At 68.1% G+C, this 15704-nt stretch carries 8 protein-coding genes; all 8 read left to right on the forward strand.

All coding sequences use genetic code 11. The features are described from left to right. The first annotated feature begins 135 nt into the window (after positions 1-135). Positions 136-1311, forward strand: coding sequence for an ROK family protein (locus tag ACFVXE_RS04850; protein ID WP_389669219.1), 1176 nt, complete (start codon positions 136-138; stop codon positions 1309-1311). A gap of 9 nt (positions 1312-1320) precedes the next feature. Continuing rightward, the gene (locus ACFVXE_RS04855) at positions 1321-2634 is read left to right on the forward strand and encodes an ABC transporter substrate-binding protein (protein WP_389669221.1); all 1314 of its coding nucleotides are present in this window, start codon (positions 1321-1323) and stop codon (positions 2632-2634) included. Positions 2635-2655: 21 nt separating this feature from the next. Continuing rightward, positions 2656-3636, forward strand: coding sequence for a carbohydrate ABC transporter permease (locus ACFVXE_RS04860; protein WP_389669223.1), 981 nt, complete (start codon positions 2656-2658; stop codon positions 3634-3636). Further along, positions 3633-4556, forward strand: a complete 924-nt coding sequence (locus tag ACFVXE_RS04865; RefSeq protein WP_389669225.1) for a carbohydrate ABC transporter permease — start codon at positions 3633-3635, stop codon at positions 4554-4556. Before ACFVXE_RS04860 ends, ACFVXE_RS04865 begins: the two co-directional genes overlap by 4 nt. Positions 4557-4690: 134 nt before the next feature. Continuing rightward, on the forward strand, positions 4691-6535 hold the full coding sequence (locus ACFVXE_RS04870; RefSeq protein WP_389669226.1) for an alpha-galactosidase D: 1845 nt from the start codon (positions 4691-4693) through the stop codon (positions 6533-6535). A gap of 138 nt (positions 6536-6673) precedes the next feature. After that, positions 6674-9100 carry a glycoside hydrolase N-terminal domain-containing protein gene (locus ACFVXE_RS04875; protein ID WP_389669228.1) on the forward strand — a complete coding sequence of 809 codons (2427 nt, stop codon included), beginning with the start codon at positions 6674-6676 and terminating at the stop codon, positions 9098-9100. Beyond that, complete coding sequence (locus ACFVXE_RS04880; RefSeq protein WP_389669230.1) at positions 9097-10356, forward strand: SGNH/GDSL hydrolase family protein; 1260 nt, start codon at positions 9097-9099, stop codon at positions 10354-10356. The genes ACFVXE_RS04875 and ACFVXE_RS04880 overlap by 4 nt, the downstream gene beginning before the upstream one ends. 1088 nt (positions 10357-11444) lie before the next feature. After that, positions 11445-15611, forward strand: coding sequence for a carboxypeptidase regulatory-like domain-containing protein (locus ACFVXE_RS04885; RefSeq protein ID WP_389669231.1), 4167 nt, complete (start codon positions 11445-11447; stop codon positions 15609-15611). Positions 15612-15704: the final 93 nt, after the last annotated feature.

The raw sequence follows: 15704 nt of genomic DNA on the forward strand, positions 1-15704 counted from the left end.
AACTCCGCCTTCGATCTCCTGTCAATCCCCTTACTCGATATGAGATTTGCATGTTTCACGCACAATGAGTTGAGACTTCAAAAGAGCGTGTTTCTTTTATTGACAGCAGAAAAGAACACCCTCTACGTTTCGGCCATGCGCTCGCTCCCCCGTACCGAGGCAGTCCCGGTTCCGACGCCGGCCGCCTCCCTGGTCTTCACCACCACGCTGTCCCACGGCCCCCTCACCCGGGCCGAGATCGGCAGGCGGACCGACCTCTCACCGGCCGCGGTCACCAAGGCCGTACGGCCCCTGATGGCGGCCGGCTACCTCGTCGAGGGCGTGGACGAGGAGGCGCCGCCGTCCCTGGGGCGGCCCGCCAGCCTCGTACGGGTGGACGGCGGCCGCGCCCTGTTCATCGGAATCAAGGTCACCGGGGACGAGATCATCGCGGTCCTGACCGACCTGTGCTGCCGCATCCGGGTCGCCCGGCACGTCCGGATCACCGCCCGTGATCCCGGTGCCGTGCTCGCCTCGACCACCGCACTCGTGCAGGAACTCCTCACGGAGGCCGACGGGTTCGGGGTACGGGTCAGCGGTATGGGTCTCGCGGTGTCGGGAGATGTGGACCGTGCCGCCGGAGTGGTCCGCTACTCGCCCTTCCTGGACTGGCGCGACGTACCGCTCGCCGAGCTGGCCCGGACGGTGACGGGTCTGCCCGTCACGGTCGACAACGACGTGCGGGCCCTGACCGTGGCCGAGCAGTGGTTCGGAGCCGGAGTGGGAGTGCCGGACTTCGCACTGGTGACGGTCGGCGCGGGCATCGGCTGCGGGCTCGTGGTACACGGACGGGTGGTCTCCGGCGCGCACGGCGTGGCCGGCGAGATCGGGCATCTGTCCATCGACCCGCAGGGCCCGCCGTGCCACTGCGGCAACACCGGGTGCGTGGAGGCCATCGCCGGTGACTCCGCCATCATCCGCCGGGTCGGCGAGGTGACCGGGCTGCCGGTCACCGACTCGGCGCAGGCCCTGGAGCTCGCGCACCGGGGTGATCCCGGCGCCCGGGAGGTGTACGCGCGGGCCGGGGAGGCCATCGGACGGGCCATCGGGGCCGTGGTCAACGTCCTCGGACCCCAGCGGGTGATCATCTCGGGCGAGGGCCTGGCGGCGTACGACCTGTTCGCCGAGCAGATCCGCGACACCTTCGCCGCCGCCGCCTTCGGTACCGCGGCCCAGTGCGACGTGATGACACGCCCGCTGCCCTTCGAGGAATGGGCGCGTGGGGCCGCGGCGACCGCGATCCAGTCCTTCATCGGTACAGAACACGTATGAGGAGCAGCAATGACGATGCAGAGCCGCATCTTCTCGCCCGCCGCCGATCCCAGCCGCCGCTCGGTGGTCCGGGGCACACTGGGAGTCGGCGCCGCCGCGCTGGCCGCGCCGCTGCTGGCGGCCTGCGGTGGTGGTCCTTCGGCCGACCCGAAGACGGTGTCCTTCGGATCGAACGGGGCGGACGCCACACCCAAGTCCGCGTACGCGGCGGTGACCGGTGCCTTCACCAAGGACAGCGGTCTCAAGGTCAGGACGAACACCGTCGACCACGACACGTTCCAGAAGAGCATCTCCACCTACCTCCAGGGCACGCCGGACGACGTCTTCACCTGGTTCGCGGGATACCGCATGCAGTACTTCGCCAAGAAGGGGCTGGCCCACCCGCTCGACGACGTCTGGGACACCATAGGTTCCGGCTTCAGTGACGCCGCGAAGCAGCTCTCCAAGGGTCAGGACGGCAAGTACTACTTCGTTCCGCTGTACAACTACCCGTGGGCCGTCTTCTACCGCCGGAGCGTGTTCCAGGAGCGGGGGTACGAACCGCCCCGCAGCTGGGGCGAATTCACCGCGCTGGCCAAGCGGATGAAGAAGGACGGCCTCTCGCCGATAGCCTCGGGATACGGCGGGGGTGACAGCTGGTCCATCCTCGGCGCCTTCGACTATCTGAACCTGCGGGCCAACGGATACGACTTCCACATGTCGCTCATGCGCGGTGAGGTCTCGTGGACCGACCGCCGTACGAGCCGGGCCCTGGACCTCTGGCGTGAGCTCAGCCCCTACTACCAGCAGGGCGCGGGCGGCCGTTCATGGCAGGACGCAGCCCAGTCGCTGCTCGACAAGAAGTCCGGCATGGCGGTCATCGGGCTGTTCCTGGGGCAGCAGATCACCGACGACAAGCTGCGCGCGGACATCGACTTCTTCCCCTTCCCGGAGATCGAAGCGGCCCACGGCCAGGACACGGTCGAGGCACCCACCGACGGGTTCATGCTCAGCCGCAAGCCGAGGAACCCGGAGGGCGCTGCCCGTCTGCTCGAATTCCTCGGCAGCGCCAAGGCGGAGAACGTGTACATGGGGGCCGACCCGAGCAATGTGGCCGTCCACTCCGCCGCGGACACCGGCTCGTACAACGCCCTGCAGAAGAAGTCCGCGGAACTCATCGCATCGGCGAAGCACATCACGCAGTTCGGCGACCGCGACAGCGACCCGGGGTTCATCTCCACCGTCGTACTGCCCGGTCTGGCGCAGTGGCTGGGCCACCCCGACGACGGCTCGGCCCTGCTGAAGAAGATCGAGTCCCAGCGGTCGCGCTTCTTCACGGCCTGATCCGGACCGGGAAGGTTCACCATGTCCTCCGTACGCCCGGCTGCTCCCGCCGCCCCTCCCCGGGCACCCGCCCCGTCGCCTCCCGACGCGCCGCGCGTCCGCTCGCGGCCCCTGCGGCTCGGTCGCGGCGACCGGCTCTTCCTCACGGTCATCGTCGGCATTCCGCTGCTCGTCCTGCTGGTCTTCGTCTGGCTGCCGGCGCTTGCCTCCGTAGGGCTGTCCTTCACCAGCTGGGACGGCATCGAGCCGGGCGACATCCGCTGGGTCGGGCTCGACAACTACCAGGAGATCTTCACCAACTACCCGCCGTTCTGGCCCGCGGTGCAGCACAACGTCGTCTGGCTGCTGTTCACGGCGCTGCTGCCCACACCGTTCGGCATCTTCCTCGCGTACCAGCTCGACCGGAAGATCAGGTTCACCCGCTTCTACCAGACCGCGGTCTTCCTGCCCATGGTGCTCTCGCTCGCCGTGGTCGGCTTCATCTGGGAGATCATCTACAACCCTGACAACGGCCTTCTGAACGGCATCCTGAACGGGGCGGCGCCCGGCCATCACATCGACTGGCTGGGCGACCCGGACCTCAATCTCTGGGCCGTGCTCATCGCCTCCGCCTGGCGGCACACCGGCTACATCATGATCCTCTATCTGGCCGGCCTGAAGGGCTTCGACCCCGCGCTGAAGGAAGCGGCGGCGCTCGACGGCGCCAACGGACGCCAGACCTTCCTGCGGGTGGTCTTCCCGGCGCTCAGGCCCGTCAACGTCATCATCCTCGTGGTCACTGTCATGGAGTCGCTGAGGGCGTTCGACATCGTGTATGTGCTCGGCGGCGGTGTCGGGAGCAAACCCGGCATGGAACTCCTGTCGCTCCTGATCACCGACAACATCATCGGCGAGTCCAGCCACATCGGTTACGGCTCGGCGCTCGCGGTCGTCCTGCTCATCGTCTCGCTGGCCGCCATCGGGACGTTCCTTGCCCAGACCTTCCGCAAGGAGGACCAGTGACCGCGACCGTCACTCCGCCGGCCGCCGGCTCGCGCAGGCGCCGTCCGCCGTCACCGGACACGGGACCTGCCCGTCCGGAGCGGCAGACCGGCAGGCACCTCTTGCTCGGCGGGATCGCCTTCCTATGGCTCGTTCCGCTGCTGTGGGCGGTGTACACCTCGCTGCGGCCCTACTCGGACACCAGCAGGCACGGCTACCTCTCCCTGCCGCACAGCCTGGGCTTCGAGAACTTCGGCGCCGCCTGGAACCAGTCGGGCATGCCGCACTTCTTCTGGAACTCCGTCCTGATCACCGTTCCGGCGGTCCTCGGCACGCTGCTCTTCTCCGCCGCCGTGGCCTTCTTCGTCTCCCGGTTCGACTTCCGCTGGAACGTCGTCCTGCTGATGCTCTTCACCGCCGGCAACCTGCTCCCCGCCCAGGTACTGATCACTCCGCTGTACCGGCTCTACCTGCTGATCCCGCTGCCCGGCTGGATGAGCGACTCGTTCCTGCTCTACAACTCGATGTGGGGCATCGTCGCCATCCACATCGCCTACCAGTGCGGCTTCTGCACCTTCGTCCTCAGCAACTACATGCGGACGATCCCGAAGGAGATCACGGAGGCGGCGCTGGTGGACGGCGCCCCGGTGTGGCGCCAGTTCTTCCAGATCGCGCTGCCGCTGTGCCGTCCCGCCTTCGCGGCGCTCGCCACCCTCGAATCGATCTGGATCTACAACGACTTCTTCTGGTCGCTCGCCCTGATCGAGACCGGTGACAAGCGTCCGATCACCTCCGCACTCGCGAACCTCCAGGGCCAGTACTTCACCAATCCCAATCTCATCGCGGCCGGCGCCCTGATGACCGCGATCCCGACACTGCTGGTGTACTTCGCGCTCCAGCGCCAGTTCATCAGCGGTCTCACCATCGGTTCCGGCAAGTAGCGCACCCGGCTCCGCCTCACCGCTCCGCGCTGTCCGCCTGCACCGCCCCGCCCTCTCCTGCTCTGCCCTGTCCGCGACCGGAACACCGCACCACTGCCGAATCCCTCAGCCGAGAAAGCGAAGAGGTCCCCCTCATGCGGTCACCCACCCGCCCCGCCGCGAGAGCCTTCCGCTCAGCGCTGGTACTCGCCGTCACAGCCGGCCTTGCCGTCGCGGTCCCGACGGCGCAGGCTGCCCCGTCCGAAGCCTCCGCCGCCTCCCCCGTCACCACCACCGCGGCCGACGCAGCCGGCCCCGGCGAGGACAGCCCGGCCCAGAAGCCGTACATGGGCTGGAGCAGCTGGAGCCTCCAGACCACCTCGTACCCGGGAGTCAATCCTGACGGAAACTACAGCTATCTCACCGAAGCCAACGTCAACAAGCAGACGGACGCCCTGGCCACCAAGCTCAAGAAGTACGGCTACGAGTACATCAACATCGACGCCGGCTGGTGGCGCGGCTGGGACTGGACACCGGAATTCGACGCGTACGGACGCCAGCAGGCAGACAAGGCACGCTTCCCGAGTGGGATGAAGGCGGTCGCCGACCGTATCCACGGCAAGGGACTCAAGGCAGGGATCTATCTGCCCGTCGGTCTGGAGAAGGAGGGGTACGGCGGGGGCAAGCTGCCGATCTGGAACACCGACAACTGCACCACCGGCGACATCGTCTACAGCGACCTGCGGACGACCAACGGCTGGGACAGCTCGTACAGGATCGACTTCTCGAAGCCGTGCGCCCAGAAGTACGTCGACTCGCAGGCCCAGCTTCTCGCTGGCTGGGGCTACGACTTCCTCAAGCTCGACGGCGTGGGCCCCGGATCCTTCAAGAGCGGCGACAACTACGACAACCGCGCGGACGTCGCGGCGTGGCAGAAGGCCATCAAGAGCACCGGTCGGCCCATTCATCTGGAGATCTCCTGGTCGCTCGACATCGGCTACGCCAAGGACTGGAAGGCCACGTCCAACGGATGGCGCGTCGACACGGACGTCGAGTGCTACTGCAACACCCTGGTGTCGTGGGAGAACTCCGTCGAGGACCGGTGGCGGGACACTCCGGGGTGGACACGGTACGCAGGCCCCGGCGGCTGGAACGACCTCGACTCGATCAATGTGGGCAGCGCCGCCATGAGCGGCCTGACCAGGGCCGAGCGGCAGAGCTACATGACGCTCTGGGCGATCGCCAAGTCGCCGCTGTTCAGCGGGGACGACCTCACCCAGCTGGACGACTACGGTCTGTCGCTGATGACCAACCGCGACGTGCTGAAGATCGACCAGCAGCCGGGAAAGCCCGCCAAGCCCGTCACCTCGGTCGGCGACGAGCAGGTCTGGGCATCGGAGAACCCCGACGGCAGCTACACCGTCGCCCTGTTCAACCAGGGTGACTCCGCATCCCCGGTCACCGCCGACTGGTCGGCCCTCGGCTTCACGGGTCAGGCGTCCGTCCGTGACGTGTGGAACAGCGAGAACCTCGGCCGGTACAAGGACGGCATCACCCAGGCCCTGCCGGCCCACGGCTCGCGACTGTTCACCGTCACCCCGCAGGGCCCCGCGCTGAAGACGACGGCGTACGAGGCGGAGTCCCCGGACAACGTCCTCACGGGTTCCGCCTCCGTCGCCGACTGCGCCGAGTGCTCGGGCACGAAGAAGGTCGGCAACCTGTATCTGGGCGGCACGCTCCAGTTCACGGACGTCGTCGTCAAGCAGGCCGGCCGCTACCTGATCGACGTCGCCTACACATCGGGCGATCCACGGTCGATCGGCGTGTCGGCGAACGGCAAAGCGCCGGTCATGACGGCCTTCCCGTCCACGGGTGGCTGGGGAGCGGCCGACACGATCAGCGTGCCGGTCACGCTGAAGGCCGGCAGCAACACCGTCACCTTCGACAGCGGCACAGGCTACTCGCCCGACATCGACAAGATCGACGTGCCGCTCCGGTAACCCCGTCGCACGACCACAGCCGGGGGCGCGCCCTGATCGGCGCGCCCCTGTCCCGTGCCGCCGCTACCCGCACTCCCGCCCGAGTCCCCCGACGCCGTACCGCGCCCTCCACCGTGTCCGCAGGAATGGAGTAGTCCCGTGAACGACCACCATCCGCACACCTCTGCGCAGCCCAGTAACGGCACCAGCCGCCGTCGCGTGCTCTCGCTCGCCGCCGCCGTCGGATCGTTCACCGCCCTCGGCGGCCTCCCCGCCTTCGCCGCCTCCGCCCCACCGGAGCGCCCCACCACGTCACCGATGCTCGCCGAGGGGCAAGGCTCGACGACACGGATGTGGTATCGCGCCCCGGCCGGTGAGAAGACGATGCTGGAGCGGGCCCTGCCGGTCGGCAACGGCCGCCTCGGTGCTCTCGTCGGCAACGACCCCTCGCACGAACTGCTCTTCGTCTCCGACGCCACCATGTGGACCGGCGGCGCCAACGACGTGCTGGATCAGGACGGGCAATTCCCCTACGGACGGGGCGATTTCGGCAGTTTCACCCAGCTGGCACAGGTGACCATCGACATCCCGGAGCACGACCTCGGCGCGGTCAACAGCTACCGCCGCGAACTCGACATCGCGCAGGGCCTGGTCAGCTCCAGCTATGTCCGTTCGGGCGTGTCCTTCGAGCGCCGTGTCTTCGCAAGCCGGCCGGACGACGTGATCGTCGTGCAGTTCTCCCAACGGGGCGGGGGCCATTACACCGGCACCGTCTCGCTCGACGGCACGCACGACGAGGCAACGTCGGCGGACGGCGCGCACCGCAGTCTCTTCTTCGGCGCCGCTTTCACCAACGGGCTCCGCTACGGCGCGGCGGTCACCGCGCACAGCATGAGCGGCTCGGTCAGCACCCAGGGCTCCCAGATCGTCTTCACCCGCTGCGCGGATCTGACGGTCGTGATCAGCGGCGGTACGAATTACTCCCCCGACCCGCGGCGCGGCTACCGGGACCCGGAACTCGACCCGTCCGCACTCGCCAGGACCAAGGCGCGTGACGCCGTACGGCATTCACCCACCGCTCTGCTGCACACCCATGTGGCCGACTACCGCGACCAGTTCGACGGCATGCAGATCTCGCTGGGCCCTTCCACGGCCGATCAACGGTCTCTCGACACCTGGGAACGTCTGAAGGCGCGCACTCAGCAGGGCGAACCCGACCCCGAATTCGAAGCGCTCTACCTCCAGTTCGGCCGCTACCTGATGATCAGCAGTTCCCGCGGCGGCCTTCCCGTCGCCCTCCAGGGCCCGTGGCTGGACGGCAACGACCCGGACTGGATGGGTGATTACCACACCGACATCAACATCCAGATGAACTACTGGATGGCCGACCGCACCGGACTCTCCCGCAACTTCGACGCGTTCACCGACTACTGCCTCTCTCAGCTGCCGGTCTGGACGGAACTCACCCGGAGCCTGTTCAACGATCCGCGCAACCGGTTCCGCAACTCCTCGGGCAGAGTCGCCGGCTGGACCGTGGCCTTCTCCACGAACATCTACGGCGGCCTGGGCTGGTGGTGGCACCCGTCGGGCAACGCCTGGCTGTGCAACACGCTGTGGGATCACTACGAGTACACCCAGGACCGGGAGCACCTCGCGAAGATCTACCCGCTCCTCCAAGGCGCCTGCGAGTTCTGGGAGGCCCGGCTGCTGACCATGACGGTCACCGACGCTGAGACCGGCAAGGAGCGTGAGGTCCTGGTCGCCGACAACGACTGGTCGCCGGAGCACGGCCCGCAGGACGCGAAGGGCATCACCTACGCGCAGGAGCTGGTACGGGACCTCTTCGCGCACTACCGCGAGGCCAGTGCACTGCTCGGCCGGAACGCCGCGTACAGCAGGACCGTCGCCGGGCTGCAACAGCGGCTGTACATGCCCGAGGTCAGCCCGAAGACCGGCTGGCTCCAGGAATGGATGTCCCCGGACAACCTCGGCGAAACCACCCACCGCCATCTCTCCCCGCTGGTGGGGCTGTTCCCGGGCGACCGGATCCGGCCCGACGCCTCACCCGCGGCGCTGGTGAAGGGCGCGACCGAACTCCTCACCGCACGTGGGATGGAGAACTTCGGCTGGGCCAACGCCTGGCGGTCCCTGTGCTGGGCAAGGCTGAAGCACGCGGAGAACGCGTATCAGCTGGTGGTCACCAATCTGCGGCCGTCCGTCGACGGCAGCAACGGCAGCGCGATGAATCTCTTCGACATCTACGAGACCGGGCAGGGCCGGGGGATCTTCCAGATCGAGTCCAACTTCGGCACTCCCGCCGCCATGATCGAGATGCTGCTCTACTCGCGCCCCGGACACATCGAGCTGCTCCCCGCACTGCCCGGCGCCTGGGCGCACTCCGGCTCGGTCACCGGCATCGGGGCGCGCGGCGGCTTCTCCGTCGACCTGAGCTGGCGCGACGGCAGGGTCCGCGAGGCCACCGTCCGCAGTGTCGGCGGGCGCAGCACGACGGTGACGGCAGGCGGCATCTCGCACGACATCGACCTCCGCTCCGGGGAATCCGTCACGCTGCGGAACTTTCGATGAGCGGCGCGGCGCACCGCATCCTGATCGCCGCCGTGACCCTTGCCGCCGCGGGTCTCGCCCCCGCCACGGGTCTCGCGCCCGCCCAGGCCTCCTCCGTGGCCGCGGCGACTCCCGTACCCGACCGGTCGGTGGTCACCTGGGCGGCCAGCGCGGACCGGTTGGGTGAGGCTCCGTCCGACCGCACCTACCGTCTGGTTGTCCGCACGAGTGTGGGCGGCAGCAGAGTGCGCGTCCGGGTGTCCAACGCGTTCGGCGACCGGCCCCTCGTCATCGGCAGCGCCTACACCGGGCTCCGAAAGAGCGGTGCCCGGCTGGTGGCGGGCTCCAACAGGAGGTTGCGCTTCGACGGCGCGACGTCCGTGACCCTTGCGCCCGGTGAGATCCGCTACAGCGATCCGTTGCCCGGGAGGACCGTGGCCGGCAGCGATCTGGCGGTCAGTCTGTATGTGCGGACGGCGGGCGGTCCCGCCACCGGGCACGGGATGGCGCTCCAGACGTCGTACGCGACCGCCGGGGACCACGCTGCCGAGGAACAGGACGGCGCGTACTCGGAGCAGATCGGGTCGTGGTTCTACCTCGACGCGGTGAGTGTGGATCCGGATCCCGTTCCCGGCGCCGTGGTCACGCTCGGGGACTCCATCACGGACGGCTGGCAGTCCACCACCGACAAGAACCTGCGCTGGCCCGATTTCCTGGCACGCCGGCTCCACCGGATGCCGGACTCCACGGTCCAGGGCGTGGCCAACGCGGGGATATCCGGGAACCGGGTCCTCGCGGACGGCGGCGGACAGAGTGCGCTCGCGCGTCTCGACCGCGACGTGCTGTCACTGCCCGGGGTGCGCACGGTGGTCCTGTTCGAGGGAGTCAACGACATCAAGTCCCACACCGATGTCACGGCCGCCACGCTGACGGAGGGATACCGCCGGATCATCGACCGGGTGCACGCTGCGGGGAAGTGCGTCGTCGGGGCCACCGTCCTGCCGTACAAGGGCTGGTCGGAGTGGGATCCGCAGGGTGATGCGGTGCGCGCCGAGGTGAACGAGTGGATCCGCACCAGTGGCGCGGTCGACGCGGTGGCAGACTTCGACAAGGTCCTGCGCAGCCCGTACGACCCGCAGCGGCTCCTGCCGACGTTCGACGGCGGCGACCATCTGCATCCCGACGACAAGGGCATGGAGGCCATGGCCGACTCGATCGATCTCGGGGCCCTCGCGTGCGAGGGCGGGGGCCGGGTGAGGGCGGCCGGAAACGCATGAACTCGCGACCACGAAGTGTTCTGACACTTCATCAGCGAGTTGATGTGTCAGGGGTTACGTCCACCGGCAGTGCACCGCTCCAGGGTCCGCCGAGGATACTCCCGTCATCGCGGTGATCTCGACGGGCCCCACGGGCCTCGTACCCCCGGCGTCCGCGGCGCGTTCGACACCGAGGCGTTCGACCATCCGGTCTAGACCTCCGAACGGTCAACGGACTCCACGTCCATGCCGATGCCGGCCTTCCCGAGAACCGTCGGGAAGGCCGGGCACGGCGGGTCACATCCGGTACTCCTTCCCGCACAGGAGAATCCGATGAGCCGTGTTTACCTTCCGGCCCCTGCCGGCATTTCCACCGAACCACTGCGAATAAACATTTCCACTCCCTCGATCATTTAGCGGCGTTCGAACCGTGCGGTAAAACGGCCCAGCGGAGCATCAAAGCGGAGTCATGTTTTCCAGTAACTCCCGCAAGCGGATATTCGGGACACTCATGCAACTTACACAGATCATTGCCCGAAAGTGATCGCCCCGCCATGTCCGCCACCGACGAGAATGCTGGTCGCGGCCGCCTCGCAAGATCCCTGGAGCCGTCAGGCCATCATCCAGTGGCCGAATCACATTCACCTGGCGACTTCCGACTGCTCTCCGGCCACCACCGCTCAGCCACGATCGGTCCGACTCCGCCCGCCAGGCGAATCACCTCTCCCTGCACGGAGCCGAGTTAGGCCTCATGACACGAAGGGCGCACAGCGCCGCACCGGCCCGAGCGCGAGAGGGGCCCGAGGTGGGAAGCCGCCGCCCCCGAGCCGGCGATCACCGAGGGCACCAGCCGTGCGGGACACCGGATCACTTCGACGGAACCCCCATGACATCGCCGGATGCCTAGACCACTGAAATCGACAAGGCGCCGCTTTTCTCTCGATACGCTCGAAAATGACCCCTTCGGCGCTGCAGAGACATAGACAATTAACAATGGTTCCATTGACATATGCCTTTCGAATACCAACTAATTGGTGAACGGCGAAAACGATTCGCCGTCGACCTGAAAAGCGTGTGGTCGACCCGTGCATCACATGGGAGACACGCAATTGACTGTCACCGGCATATACAGACCGGCTGTCAGACGGAGAAGATCGGCCTGGACCGGGCTGACCGCCCTGGCCAGCGCCTCAGCCATCGCCTTACTGGGACTCACCGCTCCGGCGGCGAACGCGGCGGCGACTGCAAACGCTGACCAGAACACCAAACCGTCCGTAGAGGCATCCTGCGCCGAACCCGGACCCGGTGAGGTCAGCTGCTTCGCGCTGCGCCGCACCGACGTGACCGCCAAGGAAGGCGTCCAGCCCAGCGACACCACCCCGAGTGGCTGGGGTGCCACCGCCCTCCAGAACGCCTACAACCTGCCGGCCGACGGCGGTGCGGGTCAGACGGTCGCCATCGTCGATGCCTACGACGACCCGACCGCCGAGTCGGACCTCGCCGTCTACCGGGCGCAGTACGGGCTGTCCGCCTGCACCACGGACAACGGCTGCTTCAAGAAGATCGACCAGCGGGGCGGCGCCGACTACCCGGTGACCGACAGCGGCTGGGCCGGTGAGATCTCGCTCGACCTGGACATGGTCTCGGCAGCCGCGCCGTACGCGAAGATCATCCTCGTGGAAGCCGACTCCGCCAGCTTCGAGGACATGGGCGCCTCGGTCGACCAAGCGGTCGCGCAGGGCGCCAAGTTCATCTCCAACTCGTACGGCACGGGCTACACCAGCACTGCGGGCAGTGGTGAGGACCCGGCGGAGACCACCGAATTCGACGCCCACTACAACCACCCGGGTGTCGCCGTGGTCGCCTCCTCGGGCGACGACGCCTACGGTGTCTCCTACCCTGCGGCCTCACAGTTCGTGACCTCCGTGGGCGGCACCGCGCTCGCTCAGGACTCCTCCACCCGTGGCTGGTCCGAATCGGTCTGGCACAACAGCTACGGCGGCCCGGGCTCGGGCTGCTCGCTCTACGAGGCCAAGCCTGCCTGGCAGGAGAACGCCGACACCGACTGCGACAAGCGTGCGGTCTCCGATGTCTCCGCGGTCGCCGACCCGTTGACCGGTGTCTCGGTCTACCAGACCTACGGCGGTGACGGCTGGTCCGTCTACGGCGGCACCAGCGCCTCCTCGCCGATCATCGCCGGCGCCTACGCCGCAGCCGGCACACCGACCGCGGGCACCTACCCGGCCGCCTACCCCTACGCGGCCGGCGGCAGCGGTCTGAACGACGTCGTCGACGGCGACAACGGCTCCTGCACCCCGGCCAAGATGTGCACCGCGGGTACGGGCTGGGACGGCCCGACCGGACTCGGCACGCCCAACGGCGTGCAGGCCTTCCGCAACGGTCCGCACGGCGAGGTGAGCGGCACCGTCACCAGCAGCGCCACCGGTGACCCGATCGCAGGCGCGCAGATCACCGCGGGCGACTCCCAGGCCAAGTCCGGCGCGGACGGCACCTATTCGCTGTCTCTGACTCCCGGCACCTACGACCTGAAGGTCGCCGCCTACGGCTACACCACGGCCACCGTCTCCGGCGTCGAGATCACCGACGGAGGCTCGGTCACCAAGAGCCTGACGCTCTCCCCGGTTGAGACCCGAACGGTCTCCGGCAAGATCACCGACGGTTCCGGCCACGGCTGGCCGCTCTACGCAGCGGTCACCGTTGACGGAGTGCCCGGCGCGCCCATCCAGACCGACCCGAGCACGGGCAGCTACTCGGTCGACCTCCCGGCCGGTAAGTCGTACACCCTGAAGGTCACCAGCAACTACCCGGGTTACCAGGACGCCACCAAGGACATCACCGTAGGCGACTCGGCGGTCTCCGCCAATGTGAGCCTGCCGGTGGACGCCTGGGCGGGCACCGCGGCCGGGTACAAGGCGAAGGACGTGGGCACCACCGAGCCCTTCGACTCGACCACGTCGGCTCCCGAGGGCTGGACCGTCGCCAACGCCGAAGGCACCACCGGCGGATGGCAGTTCGACGACCCGGGCAACCGGAAGAACACCACCGGTGGCACGGGCGCCTTCGCCATCGTCGACAGCGACAAGGCGGGCAGCGGCAAGCTCCAGAACTCCACGCTGACCAGCCCGTCCTACGACTTCTCGGGCACGGATCTGCCCGAGCTCAGCTACCAGACCACCTACAAGACGTACTCCTCCCAGACGGCCACCGTCGAGGCGAGCTCGGACGGCGGCACCACCTGGTCCACGGTCTACACGCACGCCGCTCCGCTCACCGGCTCCAAGACCACCGTTCCGCTCACCGACTACGCGGGCAAGTCCGACGTCCGGGTGCGGTTCCACTTCACCGGCAAGTTCGGCTGGTGGTGGCAGCTCGACGACGTGTTCATCGGCGGCCGCAGCACGACAACCGTCCCCGGCGGTCTGGTCGTCGGGCAGGTCAACGATGCCAACACCGGCGACGGCATCATCGGGAGCACGCTCACCGGCACCGGTGACGGCGCCGTGAGCACGACCTCGGCCGCCACCCCGGACGACGCGGCGCTCGGCGACGGCTTCTACTGGGCCTTCGCACCGCTCGGCCAGCAGACCCTGACCGCCGCGAAGCCCAAGTACACCAGCGCTTCCAAGGCCGTGACCATCTCGGCCGACACGACCGTGACCAAGGACTTCTCCCTGAAGGCCGGGCGTCTCAAGGTCACCCCCGCCGCGGTCAACGCTCCTGTTGCCTGGGGCGGTTCGGCGACCAAGAACGTCACGATCAAGAACACCGGTGGTGCCGAAGCCACCGTCAAGCTGGCCGAGAAGTCCGGCGCCTTCACCCCGGCCGCCGCGGGTGCGCCGCTGATCAGCAAGAAGGGGGACTACTCGCCTCTGTCGGCGAAGAGCCAGGCCGGCAAGTCCGCCGGTGCCGCGGTCGCTCCGGCCGAGGGTGGCGATGCCTGGCAGACCGTGGCTGATCTGCCGAGCTCCATCATGGACAACGCAGTCACCGCCGACAACGGCAAGATCTACTCGGCGTTCGGCTACGACGGTACGGACGACACCAAGTCGCTGTTCTCCTACGACGCGACGGACGGCTGGACGAAGCTGGCCGACGCGGCCGACACCCGGGAGGCTCCGGCCCACGGCTTCATCAACGGGAAGCTGTACATCGCCGGCGGCTGGGCCGCCAGTGGGGCTCCGGACGCCAAACTGGAGATCTACGACCCCGCCACCAACACCTGGACGACCGGCGCCTCTTCGCCGGCTCCGCTGGCGGGCGCGGGCTCCGCGGTCCTGGACGGCAAGCTCTACTCCGTCGGTGGCTGCACCACCGCCTGCGGCTCCACCTCGGTGACGGTCTACGACCCGTCGGCCAACTCGTGGTCCACCGCGGCAAACTACCCGGAGAGCATTGCCTGGGAGTCCTGCGGCGCCATCAGCGGGCAGCTGTACTGCTCCGGCGGTACCAACAGCGCCGGTGAGCTGAAGTCCGCATACGTCTACGACCCGGCGGCCGACTCCTGGTCAACCCTGCCGGACATGCCGAAGACCCAGTGGGCCTCCTCCTACACAGCGGCCAACGGCCTGCTGCTGGTCTCGTCCGGCGTCAGCGGCGGCGCCCTCACCAACGCGGGTTACGCCTACGACCCGGCCGCCGGGACCTGGTCGTCCCTGCCCAACGCCGACGTCGCGACCTATCGCGGCGGTGGCGCCCCGGGCTTCTACAAGGTCGGCGGTGCCAACGCACCGAGCACCCCGTCCAAGGCCGTCGAACTGCTCGCCGGCTACGACCAGTCCGGCGGCTCGGACGTCAGCTGGCTGTCGCTGGACTCCTCGGAGGTCAAGCTCGCTCCGGGAGCAAGCGTCACGGTCGCGGTGTCGGTGAAGTCCGCGGTCGACGAGATCACCCAGCCGGGTGACTTCACGGCCCAGATCGGAATCTCCGCCAACACCCCGTACTCGGTCGCGTCGGTCCCCGTCACCATGACGGTGGCCCCGCCCAACACCTGGGGCAAGATCACCGGAACGGTACTCGGCAAGCCGTCCGGCGGCACCGCGGCACCCCTTAAGGGAGCCACCGTCCAGATCGATTCGTGGGCGTCCTCGTACACCCTGATCACGGACAAGGACGGCCACTACGCACTCTGGCTGGATGCGCGTAACAACCCCCTCACCGTGATCGTCGCCAAGGACGGTTACGCCCCGACGACGACCACCGTCAAGGTGGTCAAGAAGGGAACGGTGACCACCGACTTCACCCTGAAGAAGGCCTAGCGGAGGCGGGGGGGGGGGGCGGCCGGCGGGGGGCCCCCCGCCCCCCCCCCCACCCCCCACCCACCCCCACCGCCCAAAACAACAAAAACAACC

Source organism: Streptomyces sp. NPDC058231, from assembly GCF_042882275.1.
Taxonomy (GTDB): Bacteria; Actinomycetota; Actinomycetes; order Streptomycetales; family Streptomycetaceae; genus Streptomyces.

What these genes read in the sequence shown, in the direction of transcription:
- ACFVXE_RS04850 (WP_389669219.1), top strand. Translation starts at nt 136, where the DNA reads ATGCGCTCGCTCCCCCGTACCGAGGCAGTCCCGGTTCCGACGCCGGCC.
- ACFVXE_RS04855 (WP_389669221.1), top strand. Translation starts at nt 1,321, where the DNA reads ATGACGATGCAGAGCCGCATCTTCTCGCCCGCCGCCGATCCCAGCCGC.
- ACFVXE_RS04860 (WP_389669223.1), top strand. Translation starts at nt 2,656, where the DNA reads ATGTCCTCCGTACGCCCGGCTGCTCCCGCCGCCCCTCCCCGGGCACCC.
- ACFVXE_RS04870 (WP_389669226.1), top strand. Translation starts at nt 4,691, where the DNA reads ATGCGGTCACCCACCCGCCCCGCCGCGAGAGCCTTCCGCTCAGCGCTG.
- ACFVXE_RS04880 (WP_389669230.1), top strand. Translation starts at nt 9,097, where the DNA reads ATGAGCGGCGCGGCGCACCGCATCCTGATCGCCGCCGTGACCCTTGCC.